This is a genomic window from Sorangium sp. So ce367 (genome assembly GCF_051520455.1).
Lineage (GTDB): Bacteria > Myxococcota_A > Polyangia > Polyangiales > Polyangiaceae > Sorangium > Sorangium cellulosum_B.
Genome location: NZ_CP150334.1, coordinates 12,880,171 through 12,896,368, shown reverse-complemented (window position 1 = coordinate 12,896,368; position 16,198 = coordinate 12,880,171). Strand labels below are relative to the sequence as shown.

General features: G+C 70.1%; 10 protein-coding genes. 8 read left to right on the top strand and 2 right to left on the bottom strand.

The window, feature by feature from the left end; all coding sequences use genetic code 11:
- The first annotated feature begins 31 nt into the window (after nt 1-31).
- The 5 genes from murA to sucD all read left to right on the top strand — a co-directional run bounded on the left by murA (nt 32) and on the right by sucD (nt 5,410).
- Nucleotides 32-1,300: a UDP-N-acetylglucosamine 1-carboxyvinyltransferase gene (gene murA / locus WME97_RS49000; RefSeq protein WP_012241754.1), complete on the top strand. Its 1,269-nt coding sequence runs from the start codon at nt 32-34 to the stop codon at nt 1,298-1,300.
- Nucleotides 1,297-1,932, top strand: coding sequence for an ATP phosphoribosyltransferase (hisG, locus tag WME97_RS48995; protein WP_437548128.1), 636 nt, complete (start codon nt 1,297-1,299; stop codon nt 1,930-1,932). Before murA ends, hisG begins: the two co-directional genes overlap by 4 nt.
- A gap of 121 nt (nt 1,933-2,053) precedes the next feature.
- Entirely contained in the window at nt 2,054-3,004 is a 951-nt protein-coding gene (locus WME97_RS48990; protein ID WP_437548126.1) for a hypothetical protein, read from the top strand.
- Nucleotides 3,005-3,236: 232 nt separating this feature from the next.
- Nucleotides 3,237-4,433, top strand: coding sequence for an ADP-forming succinate--CoA ligase subunit beta (gene sucC, locus WME97_RS48985; RefSeq protein WP_437548124.1), 1,197 nt, complete (start codon nt 3,237-3,239; stop codon nt 4,431-4,433).
- A 95-nt stretch (nt 4,434-4,528) separates the two neighbouring features.
- A complete protein-coding gene (gene sucD, locus WME97_RS48980) occupies nt 4,529-5,410 on the top strand; it encodes a succinate--CoA ligase subunit alpha (RefSeq protein WP_437548122.1) in 882 nt (293 codons plus the stop codon).
- Nucleotides 5,411-5,766: 356 nt separating this feature from the next.
- Here the strand turns inward: sucD and WME97_RS48975 are convergent, their stop codons facing one another.
- Nucleotides 5,767-6,807 carry an oxidoreductase gene (locus tag WME97_RS48975; protein WP_437548120.1) on the bottom strand — a complete coding sequence of 347 codons (1,041 nt, stop codon included), beginning with the start codon at nt 6,805-6,807 and terminating at the stop codon, nt 5,767-5,769.
- Between the two features lie 518 nt (nt 6,808-7,325).
- On the opposite strand from WME97_RS48975, the gene WME97_RS48970 reads away from it, so the two are divergent.
- Both WME97_RS48970 and WME97_RS48965 read left to right on the top strand, forming a co-directional pair.
- Nucleotides 7,326-8,354: a hypothetical protein gene (locus tag WME97_RS48970; protein ID WP_437548119.1), complete on the top strand. Its 1,029-nt coding sequence runs from the start codon at nt 7,326-7,328 to the stop codon at nt 8,352-8,354.
- Complete coding sequence (locus WME97_RS48965) at nt 8,239-9,717, top strand: HTTM domain-containing protein (protein ID WP_437548117.1); 1,479 nt, start codon at nt 8,239-8,241, stop codon at nt 9,715-9,717. Before WME97_RS48970 ends, WME97_RS48965 begins: the two co-directional genes overlap by 116 nt.
- A gap of 87 nt (nt 9,718-9,804) precedes the next feature.
- On the opposite strand, the gene WME97_RS48960 is transcribed toward WME97_RS48965, so the two are convergent.
- On the bottom strand, nt 9,805-10,749 hold the full coding sequence (locus WME97_RS48960) for an alpha/beta hydrolase (protein ID WP_437548115.1): 945 nt from the start codon (nt 10,747-10,749) through the stop codon (nt 9,805-9,807).
- 266 nt (nt 10,750-11,015) lie between these two features.
- Between WME97_RS48960 and WME97_RS48955 the strand changes: the two genes are divergently transcribed.
- Nucleotides 11,016-16,142: an AAA family ATPase gene (locus WME97_RS48955; RefSeq protein WP_437548114.1), complete on the top strand. Its 5,127-nt coding sequence runs from the start codon at nt 11,016-11,018 to the stop codon at nt 16,140-16,142.
- The last annotated feature ends 56 nt before the right edge of the window (nt 16,143-16,198 follow it).

Here is a 16,198-nt window from a genome sequence, read left to right as displayed (position 1 = left end):
GTTCCGCCGCGGGTTGTGCGATAGCGGGGGCATGGACTCCATCCGGATCCGGGGCGGGAAGCCGCTCTCCGGCAAGATCCGCATCAGCGGCGCCAAGAACGCCGCGCTGCCGATCCTCTGCGCGACGCTGCTCTCCGACGGGGAGAGCCTGCTCCGCAACGTGCCCGCGCTGCGCGACATCGAGACGACCTCGGCGCTGCTCCGGTTCCTCGGGCGCAACGTCGAGACCGCGCCGCCGCTCGTGAAGGTCGGCGCCGGCGACAACGTGCGGCCCGAGGCGCCTTACGAGCTCGTCAAGCAGATGCGCGCGAGCGTCATGGTCCTCGGCCCGCTGCTCGCGCGCTTCGGCCGCGCCAAGGTGTCGCTCCCCGGCGGCTGCCAGATCGGGACGCGCCCGGTGGATCAGCACCTCAAGGGCCTCGAGGCGCTCGGCGCGACGATCCGGCTGTCGCGCGGCTACATCGTCGCGGAGTGCAAGCGGCTGCGCGGCGCGGAGGTCGTGTTCGATCTGCCGACCGTGACCGGCACCGAGAACCTGATGATGGCCGCGGCGCTCGCGAAGGGGCGGACCACGCTGGTCAACTGCGCGCGCGAGCCCGAGGTCGAGGAGCTCGGCCGGGTGCTCAACAAGATGGGCGCGCGCGTGAGCGGCGCCGGCACGGACGTCATCCACATCGAGGGCGCGGACGAGCTGGAGCCGTTCGACCACGCGATCATCTCCGATCGGATCGAGGCCGGCACGTACATGGTCGCGGCGGCCGCGGCCGGCGGCGACGTGCTGATCGAGAACGCGCCGCTCGAGGACCTCGAGGCGGTCGCGGCCAAGCTCCGCCAGGCGGGCGTCGAGGTGGGCCGCGAGGGCGACTGCGTGCGCGTCCGCCGCGAGGGGCGGCCGCTGCGCGCCGTCGACGTCACGACGGCGCCGCACCCGGGCTTCCCGACCGACATGCAGGCGCAGTTCATGGTCCTGATGTGCCTCGCGCAGGGCACGTCGCGCATCGTCGAGACCATCTTCGAGAACCGCTTCATGCACGTCCCCGAGCTCGCGCGGATGGGGGCGCACATCGACGTGGACGGCCACACCGCGCACGTGCACGGCGGCGCGCCGCTGTCGGGCGCGACCGTGATGGCCACCGATCTGCGCGCGAGCGCGTCGCTCGTCATCGCCGGGCTCGTGGCGACCGAGGGCGAGACCGAGGTGCTGCGCGTCTACCACCTGGATCGCGGCTACGAGTTCATGGAGCGCAAGCTCGCGCAGCTCGGCGCCGACACGGCGCGCGTCGAGGGGCGGGACGGATGACGAAGCCCCTCACCATCGCCGTCCCCAAGGGGCGGATCCTGAAGGACCTCATCCCGCTCGTGCGGCGCGCCGGCCTCGACAGCACGCCCCTCGAGGAGAACGATCGCCGCCTGGTCCGGCCGACGGCGGACGGCGCGTTCCGGTACGTGTTCCTGAAGCCGGACGACGTCCCGACCTACGTCGAGTACGGCGCCGCCGATCTCGGGGTCTCCGGCCGTGACACGCTCCTCGAGCGCCGCCACGATCTCTACACGCCGCTCGATCTCGGCATCGGCCGCTGTCGCCTCGTCGTGGCCGGGCCGGAGGACACGCCGGTGCCCGATCTGCCGCGCGTCGCCACGAAGTACCCGCGGATCGCCGGGGATCACTTCGCGAGCAAGGGCGTGGTGGCCGAGATCATCCCCGTCCACGGCTCGGTGGAGCTCGCGCCGCTCGTCGGGCTCTCCCATCTGATCGTCGATATCGTCGAGACGGGCTCGACGCTGCGCGAGAACCGCCTCGAGGTGCTCGAGACGGTCACCGAGGTGAGCACCCAGCTCATCGCGAACCGCGCGTCCTACAAGCTGCGGAGCGACGTCATCCGCCCGCTGGTCGAGCGCCTGCGGGCCGCGACGGCCGGCGCGGGGCGGTGATCGCCGCGGCGGCGCTCGTCGCCGCTCGCTGATCGAGGACAGCCGCCGTCCAGAGACCCAGAGAGAGGAGGCCCAGCTGCTATCGCATCTCGCCGCGCTCCCGGCCGACATCGACACCTGGGTGGGAGGGGGGACCAGCGTCGTCGCGGGCGTGCACCGCGAGCAGCCCGCGGCCCTTCGCTTCGACGCGCTCGCGCAGGCCGAGGTCGGGCTCCGGCTCGCGAGCGGCTCGCTGTACTTCCGGCTCGATCTCGACGTGCAGGCCACCACGGCGCCGCTCGGGCTGCCGGCGTTCGGGCTGCCGGCGTTCGTCTACCCCACGTGGTCCTTGCTGACGCCGGGGATCAAGATCGGCCCGCCCGAGTGGGCGATGCTCCAGATTGGCCGCGAGGATCACCACCTCCGGCTGGGCATCATCACGCACCCGATTGGCATCGAGGACTGGGACGGCTGGATCAACTATTTCCCGACGACCTCGACCATGATCAGCACCGTCCCGGGCCGGATGCTCGGCGTGGAGCCCGGGCTCGTCCTCGGCGAGGGATACGAGATCAACCTCTTCGGCGGCTTCGATCTCGACGTCGACGCGCCGACGTTCGGCGCCGGTCTCACCACGATGCAGCCGCTCTGGTCGACCTGGTCGGGCGTCGCGCTGTATCCGTCGATCGATTTCTACTCGGCGGTCGTCGCCCTGGAGCTCTACCCGGCCGAGGCGCTGTCCGTGTCGATCGACGGCAGCGTCGGGCTGGTCGGCGCGGCGGACGAGGCGGGAGCGATCGCGCTGAATCCCTGGGTGGGAGGCGAGATCATCGCCAATGTCCTCCCGAAGGTGGCAATCCATCCGGTCTTTCGAGTCCAGGCTCTCCACGAATCGGAAGGCGCCCTCTCTGCCTATCTGTTCGCGCCTCAGCCGAGCCTCTCCGCGAGCGCCGGGCTCACCTACTCGCCGTTCGATGAGCTCAAGCTCAGCCTCGAGGGCAAGGTCTCCAGGGTCGAGGACGACATCCTGCCCGGCGTGTTCGCCCTCGTGGCGCTCCGCCGGCCTGAGCCGCCGCCCTACGCCGCCAAGTGAGGCGACGGAAGCGGCGCCGCGCTGCCGCACTTTTCCATGGAGGGGTGAGCCGGCGCGAAACACTCGAAACGTAACGTGCCGGAGCGTAACAAAACGTAACACGTGACTCGCGCGGGCAGGCAAGGCAGGCCAGGCACAAGGCAGGCAAGGCACCGGGCACACTGACATCCGTCGACCCTGTTTTTCGAGTCTCGCGCGGGCGCGGCCTTGTGATAGGGTGGCGGCCCCTCTCATGAAAATCCACGAGTATCAAGGCAAGCAGCTCTTCGCTCGCTACGGAGTGCCGGTACCGAAAGGGGAGCCCGCTTTCCAGGCGAGTGAGGTGGCGCCGATCGCCGATCGGCTCATCGCCCAGACAGGCAACCCGGTCGTCGTCGTGAAGGCGCAGATCCACGCGGGCGGCCGCGGCAAGGGCGGCGGCGTCAAGGTCGCGAAGGGTGGCAGCGCGGAGGCGAACGCGCTCGCCGAGAAGATCCTCGGCATGCAGCTCGTCACCAACCAGACGGGCCCCGAGGGGCAGAAGGTCCGGCGGCTCTACATCGAGCAGGGCCTCGACATCGCGCGCGAGCTCTACTTCGCGATGCTCGTCGATCGCGAGCGCCGCCGCGTCGCGGTGATCGCCTCAACCGAGGGCGGCATGGACATCGAGGAGGTGGCCCACAGCACGCCGGAGAAGATCTACAAGCTCTTCATCGATCCGGTGCTCGGCCTCGCCCCGTACCAGGGGCGGCAGCTCGCGATCGCGCTCGGGCTCACCGCGAAGGAGACGCAGCGCCAGTTCCTGAAGCTCGTGGCCTCGCTCTATGCGTGCTTCACCGCGGAGGACTGCTCGCTGCTCGAGATCAACCCGCTCGTCGTGACAGGCGCCGGCGACGTCTTCGCGCTCGACGCGAAGGTGAGCTTCGACGACAACGCCGAGTTCCGGCACGCCGACTGGAACGGGATGCGCGACGTCGACGAGGAGGATCCGGTCGAGCTGCAGGCGAAGCGGGCCGGGCTGTCCTACGTGTCGCTCGACGGCGACATCGGCTGCCTCGTGAACGGCGCCGGGCTCGCGATGGCGACGATGGATATCATCCTCCATTACGGCGGAAAGCCGGCGAACTTCCTGGATGTCGGCGGCGGCGCCTCGCAGGAGCAGGTGAAGACCGCGTTCCAGATCATTCTCCGGAGCGAGCGGGTCCGCGGCATCTTCGTGAACATCTTCGGCGGCATCATGCGCTGCGACGTCGTCGCGGCCGGGGTCATCGCCGCGGCGAAGGAGCTCGGGCTCAAGGTGCCTCTCGTGGTGCGCCTCGAGGGGACGAACGTCGAGGCCGGCCGCAAGCTGCTCGACGAGAGCGGCCTGACCATCCAGTCGGCGAGCTCCATGGCCGACGGCGCGCAGAAGATCGTGGCCGCCACGCGCGGCGGCAAGGCCGGCGCCTAGGGCGCCCGCGTGCACCGAGCCTCGAACCCAGTTGAGCAGCGAGCCAGCGGCGGTGGCCGAGCTCCTGTCCACGTTGAAGGTAGAGTAATCAAGCGATGAGCATCCTCGTCAACAAGGACACGCGGGTCGTCTTCCAGGGCATCACGGGCGCCTACGGGTCGCAGCACGCCCGCGCCTGCATCGAGTACGGGACGAAGGTCGTCGCCGGCGTGACGCCGGGCCGCGGCGGCCAGCGATTCGAAGACAAGGTGCCGATCTTCGACACGGTCGAGCAGGCCGTGCGCAACGAGGGCGCCGATGTCTCGTGCATCTTCGTGCCGCCCGTCGGCGCGGCGGACGCGATCACCGAGGCCATCGATGCGGGCTGCAAGCTCGTCATCTGCATCACCGACGGCGTGCCGGTGCTCGACATGATCCGCGTCCGTCGCTTCCTCGAGGGGAAGCCGGCGCGGCTCATCGGGCCGAACTGTCCCGGCGTGATCACCCCGGGAGAGTGCAAGATCGGGATCATGCCGGGCCACATCCACAAGAAGGGCCACATCGGCGTCCTCTCCCGCTCGGGCACGCTGACCTACGAGGCGGTCGGCCAGCTGAGCGCCCTCGGCATCGGGCAGTCGAGCTGCGTGGGCATCGGCGGCGATCCGGTCGGCGGCATGGACTTCATCGACGTGCTCGAGCTCTTCAACCAGGATCCCGACACCCACGGCGTGGTGCTGATCGGCGAGATCGGTGGGACGGCCGAGCAGCGCGCGGCGGCGTGGATCAAGAAGAACATGAAGAAGCCGGTGGCAGCGTTCATCGCCGGCCGCGCGGCGCCTCCGGGCAAGCGCATGGGCCACGCTGGCGCGATCATCGCGGGCGGCGAGGGCACGGCGGCCGAGAAGATCGCGGCGCTCGAGGCGGCGGGGGCCAAGGTGGCCGCCACGCCGGCCGAGATGGGCATCGCGATGCAGGCCGCGATGGCGGCGGCGCGCTGATCTGATTGCCCGGCCCGTGGCGAGGGTGCTCGTCGGGCGGGGTGGGGGCCCCGCCGAACTCGCCCGAGACATCCCTCCTCCAGCTTCGCCGGAGGAGAGATGTCTCGGGCTCAGACATCGGCCCATCCCCCACCCCGCCCGACGAGCACCCTCGCCACGGGCCTACCGCTATCCCTTTTTAATCCACCTCGGACAGCGGCCCATCCACCGGGACTACCGCTGCCGTTATTGACGCATGTCGGGTATCGGCTCATCCCCCCGACAAGCACCCTCGCTACAGGACGCCGGAAATCGCGTTAACATGCGCTCTTCAACCGCTTCTCAATACAAGCGGCGGTTTTCCTGCGCGGCGTCGATCACGCCCCCAGCGATATCGTCCGCCGCTCTGCGGCGCTCTTCATCGCGGCCTCGATGACGCGGATCACGTCTCGCGCCTCCTCGGCGCGCACCGGCGGCGGGGCGCCGTCGAGGATCGCCGCCGCGATGCCCTCGTAATAGACCTCGTAGGCGCCGGGCAGGCTCTCGATGACGCGGCGCTCGCCGCTCGCCGTGACGAGCGTGCCGAACCAGCGCGGGTCCTCCCGCCCCCACTCCGGTACACCAGGGCGCGTGCCTGCCTTGAGGGCGTCCTCCTGGCCGTCGATCCCATGCTTGAGGAAGCTCCCGCCGTCGCCATGGACCGCGAAGCGCGGCCCCGGCTCGGGCACCAGCGTCGAGGAGCGCACGATCACCCGGCGCTTGCCGTAGTCGAGCGTCAGGTGAAAATAGTCCACCGTGCGCGCCCCGGATCGCTGCGCGAGGACGTCGGCGGTCACCGCGCGCGGCAGGCCGAAGAGCACGAGCGCCTGGTCGATCAGGTGCGCGCCGAGGTCGTACAGGATCCCCGATCCCGGCGCCTCCTGCTCTCGCCAACCCTGCTTGATGGCGGGGCGGAAGCGATCGAAGTGCGCCTCGTACGACGCCACATCACCGAGCAGGCCCTGCTCGATGCAGCTGCGCACGGTGCGGAAGTCCGCGTCCCAGCGGCGGTTCTGGAAGACCGAGAGGAGCCGGCCCCGGCGCGCGGCCAGCGCGATGAGCTCGTCGGCCTCGGCGCTCGTGATCGTGAACGGCTTGTCGACGACCACGTGCTTGCCCGCCTCGAGCGCGGCGCGCGCGAGCGGGAAGTGGGTCTCGTTGGGCGAGGCGATGACCACGAGGTCGATCCCCGGCTCGGCGATCAGCACCTCGGGCGTCGGATGCACGGCGACGCCCGAGTGGTCGGCCATGACCTGGCCCTCCCGGCGGGTCGCAATGGCGGCGAGGCGTAGCCGAGAGACGGACCGGATCAGCGGGGCGTGGAAAACGGCACCGGCAAGGCCGTAGCCGACGAGGCCGACATAGACGCGCTGGGACATGGCAGGACAGGCTCGTCCGGGACGCTAGCCCGAAGAGGCGCTGGGGGGAAGCCCAGGCGCGAAGACGCCGAGGAGCCTCCAGAAGCGCGTGACGGCGGCTGGCGAACCGCCACAGGCATCCGCAACACCACGCACGCTCGCGCCTGGCGTGACGGCGGCTGGCGAACCGCCACAGGCATCCGCAACACCACGCACGCTCGCGCCTGGTGAGCCGCCACAGGCATCCGGCACGCCGCGATTGCGCCTGGCGAGCTGCCACAGGCACCCGCCGCGTTCGCCATCGCGCTCGGTGATATGCCCAGAGCATCCACATCGCTCGTCATCCCACGTGGCACTCCGCACAAGGCGTCTTCGACCCTTACGAGCTCACGCCGGAGGCACACGCGAGCGACGATCACGGGCGAAGTGGTCACCGCGCATCCAATGTCGTCGCCCGTGCCCCCCATCGACGTGGAACGAGGCGGTTCGTGCAGACGCGGCGCGGCGGTTGCGATAGCCTCATGCGCTTGGAGGCTTTGATGCAAGCCAAGAGCATCCTTTCCGTGGTGGCCCTGACCACCTTGATCGCCGGCAGCCCCTTCGCGGCAGGGTGCAAGACCACCGCCGAGGCCAGCGTGACCGAGGAGTCGGTCGAGGCGGTCCCCGTGGTGGCCATCGAAGATCCGTTGACCGAGGAGCACGACGGCGGCTCGGTCGGGTGGGATATCGCGCCCGACGGCGTCGTGAAGGCGATCGTGAAGGCGCCTGACGGCAAGCCCATCGACAAGGACGTGAGCGGCACGCTCACGTGGAAAGGGCCGAACGGCGACGCGCAGGCCCCGCTCGCGCTCGACGCGAAGACAGGGCTCCTCGTCGCGACCGGGCCCAAGCTCGAGGCCGATCTCACCGAGGTGAAGTACAACATCGTCGTCGCCGGAAAGCCGTGGAATGGCACGCTCCACGTGCCCTCAGGGGGCACGAAGGTCATCGTCGAGGGCGCGAGAAAGGCCGAGAAGAGGCCCCTCCCCGCTGGCAAGACGGGCCCGAACGGCGGGGTGATCCAGGTGGTCGGCGACGACACGATCGAGGTGGTCGCGGACAAGGCTTCCGGCCAGGTCAGGGTGTATGTGCTCGACGCGAACCTGAAGCCGGTCCCCGTCGGCGACCGCAAGATCAAGCTCGGCTTCGTGGGACAGGGCTCCGAGCTCGTCGTGCTCACGCCCGGCCCGGGCGGCCTCTACTGCGTGGGCAAGGTCGCGGCAAAGGTCAACCCGGTGAAGCTCACCGTCGTCGTGGCGCACCCGACGCACGCCGACGTGGTGCTCGTCGGCTATCGCCCCGGCGTGCACGTCGTCGTCGGCCCGAGCGCGCCGGCCGTGAACGTCGTGGTGGCGACGGCGTGGAACGTGGAGGTGAAGGTCAACAGGGCTCCTGGCGTGGTGGTGGTCCACGATGACGACGACGACGACGATGACGACGGGCGACCGGTCCACATCCACGTGCACGGCAAGCACAAGGGCAAACACAAGCACCACAAGCACGGGCACGCGCACGGGCACTGGAAGTGACCTCGCGCGGCGCTGGGCGGCCTACCTCACCGCCGAGGTCGACGCCGCCTCGCTCGCCGTCTTCCGCGCCGGCTATGGCGCCCTGATCGCGTGGGAGGTCGTCCGGTACGCCGTCCACGATCGGATCTACCGCTATTACATCGAGCCCGACTTCTTCTTCAGCTTCGTCCCCTTCGTCCGCCCGTGGGGCGGGACTGGGATGTACTGGCACTTCGGCGCCCTCTTCGTCCTCGCGCTCCTCTGCGCCGTCGGGCTCTTCTACCGGGTGAGCGCCGCGCTCCTCTGCGCCGCGCTCACGTATGTCTTCCTCCTCGACAAGGCACAATACCTCAACCACCTCTATCTCCTCTGCCTCGTCGGCCTGCTGCTCGCCGCCGCCCCGGCGCACCGCGCGCTCTCGCTGGATCGCCTCCGCGCGCGGCGCGCCTCGCCCGCAGGGGCGGCGCCCGGCGCGCCGGCGGAGACCGTGCCGCGCTTCTATCTCTTCGCCCTGAAGGCCCAGATCGCCATCGTCTACTTCTACGGCGGCGTCGCGAAGCTGAACGGCGACTGGCTCCGGGGGCAGCCGCTCACCATGTGGCTCGCCGCGCACGGCGACGCGCCCCTCGTCGGGCCGCTCCTTGCCTCGCCGACAGCGGGGCTCGCGCTCTCGTATGCGGGCCTCTTCATCGACCTCTCGATGGGCTTCCTGCTCTTCTCCCGGCGCACCTTCCCCTTCGGCGCGGCGCTCGCCGTGGCGTTCAACCTCTCCAACGCCCTCCTGTTCAAGATCGGTATCTTCCCCTACGCGATGATCGCCTCGCTCGCGCTGTTCGGCGATCCCTCGTGGCCGAGGCGGCGGCTGCCCTTCCTGTTCAAGGGCGCGGACGCCCCCGGCGACGTCGCCCGCGCCCCCTCGCCCGCCGCGTCGCGCCGGAGCGCGCTGCCGCTCGCGCTGCTCCACGGATATCTCCTGTTCCACCTGGTGGTGCCGCTCCGCCACTGGGTCTACCCGGGCGACGTCGCCTGGAACGAGGCCGGACACCGCTTCTCGTGGCGCATGAAGCTGCGCGACAAGAACGTGAGCGAGCTCGGGATTCACGTGCTGGATCCGAGGACCGGCGTGCGCGAGCCGCTCGACGTCGAGGCGTGGCTCACCGACCGCCAGCTCGGGGAGATGTGCGCGCGGCCCGACATGATCGTCGACTTCGCGCGCCACGTGGCCGACCGCTTTCAGGCGAACTTCGGGGTGCGCCCCATCGTCACGGCCAAGGTCGTCGCGTCGCTGAACGGAGGTCCCTTCCGCGACCTCATCGATCCGACGCTCGATCTCGCATCGCAGCCGAGCGGGCTCCTCGCGGTCGTGCAGCCACCCGAGCACTAGCCACCAGCACCGCATCGCCCGGGTTGAGTCACCTCGAGTTTTGGTCAGGCGACCGGAGCGCCTCGCCGAGGGCGACTGGCTGTGAGCTCAACCGGCAATCTGGAGCTGGCGCGTCTTCAGCCAGTCCGCTATCAGCGACAGCACCGTGGGATCCAGCGGGTCGCCGATGCGCTTGTGCGCACCGAACAACGACGGAGGGCCGGGGTCGCTCCGCAAGAGGTGCGTCAGGTTGGCGATCACGTGCCGCTCGACCTCGCCGCGCGCGACCGCCGCGATCCGCTCGACGGCGCCCGGGTCACACTGCACGTCCTTCTCGCCGCCGATGAGCAGCATCGGACACGCGACACGAGAGAAGATCTCGCGCGGCTCGATCGCCATCAGCTCGCGCAGCCATTTCGCCGGGAAGCGCTGGAGACCTAAGCGGATCGTCGCCGAGTCCGACGCCTTGATGCGCTGGATAAGGCGCTTCTGCCGCTCGATCGGACCGCCGCCGAGCCCGAACAGGAAGCGCTGGGCCGCGCCCCAGACCCCGCGCACCTCGGCGAGGTCCTGCTCGATCTGCCGGGCCTGTTGCAGCAGGCTAAGCTCGGCATTGTCGATGAAGGGACACAACAGCAAAAGCCCCGCGACCGCCGGGCGCTCGATCGCGAGCAGCGGCGCGAACACGCACCCCTCGCTGTGCGCGAGCAAGAACCTCCGTGATGGATCGCAGAAATCGTACCCCGGCAGCGCGTCGAAGAACGCGCCCGCGTCGTGCACGAGCTCTCCGCAACCCGCGAGGTGGTAGTCGCCTGTGCTCTTGCCGCAGCCGCGCTTGTCGTAGCGCACGCTTGCGATGCCGGCGGTCGCGAGGTGACGCGCGATGGTGTTGAACACGTCGAGGCGCTGCCCCGGCATGTTCTCATCGCGGTCCAGCGGCCCGCTGCCGTGGATCATCAGCACCGTGGGGAAACGTCCCGCGCCCGAAGGCACGCAGGCGGTGCCGGCGAGTCGGATCCCGGCGGTCGAAAGCTCCACGTCTCGTTCGAGCACTGTTGCCTCCCTCACGTACCGCCGACCGTAGCACCTGCCGCGCGAGCCCTCCAAGAAGGCCACGCCACGCCGCGCGCCCCGCGCTCCGCGCCACCCACGACGACACCCAACATGACGTGGAAGCGTGACACAGCACACGTCGGGCCACCCTTCTTTGCATTCCTCGAGTCAACCCGCAGAGACCATCCTATACTGATTCTTCCCGGACGTAATCGGCCGCACGATACATGCGGACGAGGCCATCACGAGGTGGAGCGCAAGCACATATGACCACCACAGCACCGTTCGATCTGCCAGGACACGTCGTCGAGCAGCTGATCCATGAGGGCGGCAAGACCCACGTTTACCGCGGCCGCCGCGCCGCGGATCAGCGGCCGGTCGTCATCAAGACGCTGAAGGGGGAGCACCCGAGCGTCCGCGATCTCGCCCTGCTGCGGCACGAGTTCAGCCTCCTGCGCGATCTGGATCTCGAGTCCGTGGTGAGGGTGAGCTCGCTCGAGAGGACGCGCGGCGGCCTCGCCCTCGTCACGGAGGCGGTCGAGGGCACGACCCTGAGGGCGATCCTCGACGATCGCCGGCTGGATCTCCGCGCGGCGCTGGCGCTCTCGACGGCCATCGCCGACGCCATCGGCGCGGTGCACCGCTGTCACGTCACGCACAAGGACATCAATCCCAGCAACATCATCGTCAGCTCGGACCTGCGCCGCGCCACGCTCATCGACTTCGGCGCCTCGTCGCGGCTCAAGCAGGAGTTTCAACAGTCTACCTCGGCGTCCACCCTGCAAGGCACGCTCGCGTACATGTCGCCCGAGCAGACCGGGCGCATGAACAGGGGAATCGATTACCGCGCCGACCTCTACTCGTTCGGTGTCACGCTGTATGAGATGCTGACCGGAGCCCTGCCGTTCCCGGACGGCGATCCGCTGGACGTCCTCTACAGCCACATCGCGCGGCAGCCCGCCCCGCCGCACGAGCTCCGCGGGGATGTCCCCCGGCCGGTCTCCGAGATCGTCATGAAGCTCCTCGCCAAGGCGCCCGAGGACCGTTACCAGAGCGCGTACGGCGTCAAGGAAGACCTCGCGGAGTGCCTGCGCTCCCTCGAGCAGACAGGCCGGGTCCACCCCTTCCCCGTCGGTCAGCGCGATCGCAGCCACGAGCTGCGCGTCCCGCAGAAGATCTACGGCCGAGACGAGGAGCGGGACCGGCTCCTGGCCGCCTTCGAGCGGGCCCGCGCGGGCGCCGCGGAGCTCGTGCTCGTCTCCGGCTACTCCGGCGTCGGCAAGAGCGCGCTGGTCCACGAGACCTACAAGGCCATCGCCAGGGTCGGCGGCCACTTCGCGCACGGCAAGTTCGATCAGCTGAACCGCGGCGTGCCCTGCGCCTCGGTCGTCCAGGCGTTCAGGGGGCTCGTGCAGCAGCTCCTCTCCGAGCGGACAGACGCGCTGGCCCACTGGCGAGCGGAGCTCGGCGCGGCGCTCGGCCCGAACGCCGGGCTCCTCGTCGACCTCATCCCCGAGCTCGCGCTCATCGTCGGCGAGGCGCCCGCGGTCGCGGCGCTCGGCCCCTCCGAGTCGCAGAACCGCTTCGACATGGTGTTCCGGAGCTTCCTTGGCGTGTTCGCCGGTCCGTCGCACCCGCTGGTCCTGTTCCTCGACGACCTCCAGTGGGCGGACCCGGCGTCGCTCAGGCTGCTCAGGCTCCTGCTCACCGACGGCGACACGCGCCATCTCCTGGTCGTCGGGGCGTACCGCGACAACGAGGTGAGCCCGGCGCACCCGCTCGTCATCACCCTCGACGCCATCCGCGCCGCGAGCGCGGCCGTGACCGACATCCCCCTCGCCCCGCTCTCGCAGGACGACGTGACGGCGCTCGCCTCGGACGCCCTCGGCCGCGCGGCGCAGGACGTCGCCCAGCTCTCCGAGCTCATCCACGACAAGACGCTGGGCAACCCGTTCTTCATGGGGCAGTTCCTGCGAATGCTGGGCGACGACGGGCTCCTCCGGTGCGACCCGGAGACCGGCAGATGGACATGGGATCTCGCAGCCATCGAGTCGCGGGCCGTGACGGACAACGTCGCCGACTTCATGATCGCCAAGCTGCAGAGGCTCGCGCCGCCCACCCAGCGCGCCCTGACGCTCGCCGCGTGCATCGGGCACCGGTTCGACCTGCGCACGCTCGCGACGATCTCCGAGCTGCCGGCCGCGCAGGCGGCGCAGGATCTCTGGGCGGCCATGCAGGAAGGGGTCCTGCTCCCCATCGACGCCGACTACCGGCTCGTGCACCCGGAAGACCCATCCCACGGCGAGCCGGCGACCGACGCGTCGCTCGCCGTCTCCTACCAGTTCTTGCACGATCGCGTCCAGCAGGCGGCCTATGCCCTCATCGCGGACGAGCACAGGTGCGCCGCCCACCTGCGCGTCGGCCGCCTGATGCTGGCCAGCCAGCGCGGCGAGCCGCAGGAAAAGCAGCTCTTCGACACGGTAAACCATCTTAACTATGGCGCCGCCCTCATCGCCGATCCCCGCGAGCGCGATCTGCTCGCGCGCCTGAACCTGCGCGCCGGGAGGAAGGCCAAGGGCTCGACCGCGTACGGGGCCGCGGCGGAGTACTTCAGCGCCGGGCGGAGCGCGCTCGGAGACGACGGCGCCTCGGGGGATCACGCGCTGCGCTGGGCGCTCACGCTGGAGGCGGCCGAGTGCGAGTACCTGTGCGGCCGCTTCACCGAGGCCGAGGCGCTGTTCCAGCGGCTGCTCGAGGTGGCGGCGTCGAACCTCGATCGGGCGCGGGTCCAGAGCCTGCGGATGAAGCTCTATCAGGTCGCCGGCCGCTACGACGAGGGCGTCACCGTCGGACAGGAGGCGCTACGCCTGTTCGGCGTCGAGATCCCCGGGGCGAGCGAGGAGATCGGCGCCGCCGTCTCCGCCGAGGTCGCGCAGATCCCGGAGAGCATGGCGGGCAGGAGCATCGAGGACATCCTGCACGCGCCGCTGCTCGCCGACGAGCAGATCCGCGCGGTCATCAACCTGCTCGCCGACTGCGCTCCCTGCGCGTACATCGGGCGGCCGGGCGTGTTCCCGCTCATCGCGCTGAAGATGCTGAACCTGTCGCTGCGGCACGGCAACACCGAGGCGTCGTGCTTCGCCTACAGCGTGTATGGGCTCATGCTGGTCGCGGCGTTCAACGATATCCCGTCGGGATTCCGCTTCTCGGAGATGTCGATCCGGCTGAACGAGAAGCTCGGGGACGTCACGCTGAGGGGGACGCTGCTGCACCTCCACGGCGATCACATCAACTTCTGGGTCCAGCACATCCGGAACGATCTCCCCATCCTGGAGCGGGCGTTCCTCGCGTGCATCGAGGCCGGCGACCTGGTGTACGCGAGCTACCTGGCCTTCGAGACCGTCTGGCAGGTCTACGAGAAGGGCGATCCGCTGGCGGAGGTCGACCGCGTCGCCGAGCGCTTCGCGTCGTTCGCGCGCAAGACAGGCAATCACGCCGTCCTCGAGACGATCCGGCTGGAGCAGCAGTTCCTGCGCAGCCTGAAGGGGCTCACGGCGGCCGACGCCTCGCTGAGCGAGGAGGGCTTTGCCGAATTCTCGGAAGAAGCGTGCCTGGCCGCGCTCACCCGGGCGAGCTTCGGGTGCGGGATCGCCTTTTATCACATCATCCGGCTCATCCTCCTCTATTCCCACGGCCGCCCCGAGGAGGCGCTCGCCGCGGCGGAAGCGGCGCGCCCGGTGCTCGGGGCCGTCATGGCGATGCCGATCGAGGCGACCTACCACTTCTATCTCGCGCTCACGCTGATCGCGCTCGGCGAGCGCGACGCGCGCGAGCGCGAGCGGCACGCCGGGGCGCTCTCCGCGTCGCTCGAGAAGCTCGAGCTCTGGGCGCGCCATTGCCCCGACAACTTCCGGGTGAAGCACGTCCTGGTCCTGGCCGAGGCGGCGCGCGCCGCCGGCCGCGACGTCGAGGCGATGGGGCTCTACGACGACGCCATCGACGCCGCCCGTCAGAGCGAGTTCGTGCAGTACGAGGCGCTCGCGTCGGAGCTGGCCGGCCTGTACTACGCTCGCAAGGGCCGGCGGCGGATCGCCACGCTCTATTTGGACGCGGCGATGCACGCCTACCGGCAGTGGGGGGCAGAGCGGAAGGTGGCGGAGCTCGTCCGGCAGCACGGGCTCGACCCACTCCCCATCGCTCGAGGGCCCGCGGCAGAGCACGAGAAGGCCGCGGCGAGGACGAGCTCCATGTCGGTGAACCACCCGCTCCTCCACAAGCTCGCCGACGTCGCGGCGGTGCTGCAGACGACGCAGGCGATCTCCAGCGAGCTCGTGCTCGGGAAGGCGCTCGACCGCGTGATGCGCGCCCTCCTCGCGAGCGCCGGCGGACAGCGCGGCTTCCTGGTGCTCGCGCGCGAAGAGCGGTTGTTCATCGAGGCGTCCGTCACCCTCGATCCGGAGTCGGTCGAGGTGGAGCTCCGGCGTCCGCTGGAGGAGTCGTCGGCCCTGCCGGTCAGCGTGGTCCACTACGTGGCGCGGACCCGAGAGCTGCTCATCCTGGACGACGCCGCGGCGAGCCCTCGCTTCGCGGCGGATCCGTACCTCGCCGCGCGCCGGCCGAGGTCGGTGATGGGCTTGCCGCTCGTCCACCAGAACCGAGTCACGGGCGTGCTGTACGTGGAGAACACGCTCGCGAGCGGCGCCTTCACCCCGGAGCAGACCGAGCTGCTCCGCCTCCTGGGCGCGCAGGTCGCGGCGGCGCTCGAGAACGCGCTGCTCTACGGCCGCCTGCAGGAGGCCTCCGAGCGACAGCGCGCCATGAACGATCGGCTCGAGAGCGAGGTGCAGCGGCGCACCGAGGAGCTGTTCTCGGTCAACGAGCGCCTGTCGCAGAAGGCGGAAGAGCTGAACCGGGCCAATGAGCTCTTGCTTGATGAGCTCCGCGAGCGCGAGCGCGCCGAGAACGCCCGGGCGGCGCTCCAGGAGGAGATCATCGGCGTGCAGCGCCTGCGCCTCTCGGAGATGGCGACGCCCATCCTCCCGATCACCGATCGCGTCCTGGTCATGCCGCTCATCGGGACGATGGACGCGGCGCGCGCCGCGCAGGTGCTGGAGGCGTCGCTCGCCGGCGTGGAGCGCCACAACCCGTCCATCGTGATCATCGACATCACCGGCCTGAAGCACGTCGACGGCGGGGTCGCCGACACGCTGATCCGCACCGCCTCGGCGCTGCGGCTGCTCGGCGCGCAGGCGGTCTTGACCGGGATGCAGCCGGAGATCGCCCGCTTGCTCACGCAGGGCGGGATCGACCTCCGCGGCATCGTCACCCGCTCGACGCTGCAGAGCGCCATCGCCCACGCCCTCGCGCCGTCCCGCTCCGCAGGGCGCTGCTGAGCGCGCGGCGCGCGCCGCCGAACGACACCGGCGACGCGGCGTGCTCCGCGGGCGAT

Coding starts and splice junctions, on each gene's coding strand:
- murA (WP_012241754.1), top strand. CDS start 32: ATGGACTCCATCCGGATCCGGGGCGGGAAGCCGCTCTCCGGCAAGATC.
- hisG (WP_437548128.1), top strand. CDS start 1,297: ATGACGAAGCCCCTCACCATCGCCGTCCCCAAGGGGCGGATCCTGAAG.
- sucC (WP_437548124.1), top strand. CDS start 3,237: ATGAAAATCCACGAGTATCAAGGCAAGCAGCTCTTCGCTCGCTACGGA.
- sucD (WP_437548122.1), top strand. CDS start 4,529: ATGAGCATCCTCGTCAACAAGGACACGCGGGTCGTCTTCCAGGGCATC.
- WME97_RS48975 (WP_437548120.1), bottom strand. CDS start 6,807: ATGTCCCAGCGCGTCTATGTCGGCCTCGTCGGCTACGGCCTTGCCGGT.
- WME97_RS48970 (WP_437548119.1), top strand. CDS start 7,326: ATGCAAGCCAAGAGCATCCTTTCCGTGGTGGCCCTGACCACCTTGATC.
- WME97_RS48965 (WP_437548117.1), top strand. CDS start 8,239: ATGACGACGACGACGACGATGACGACGGGCGACCGGTCCACATCCACG.
- WME97_RS48955 (WP_437548114.1), top strand. CDS start 11,016: ATGACCACCACAGCACCGTTCGATCTGCCAGGACACGTCGTCGAGCAG.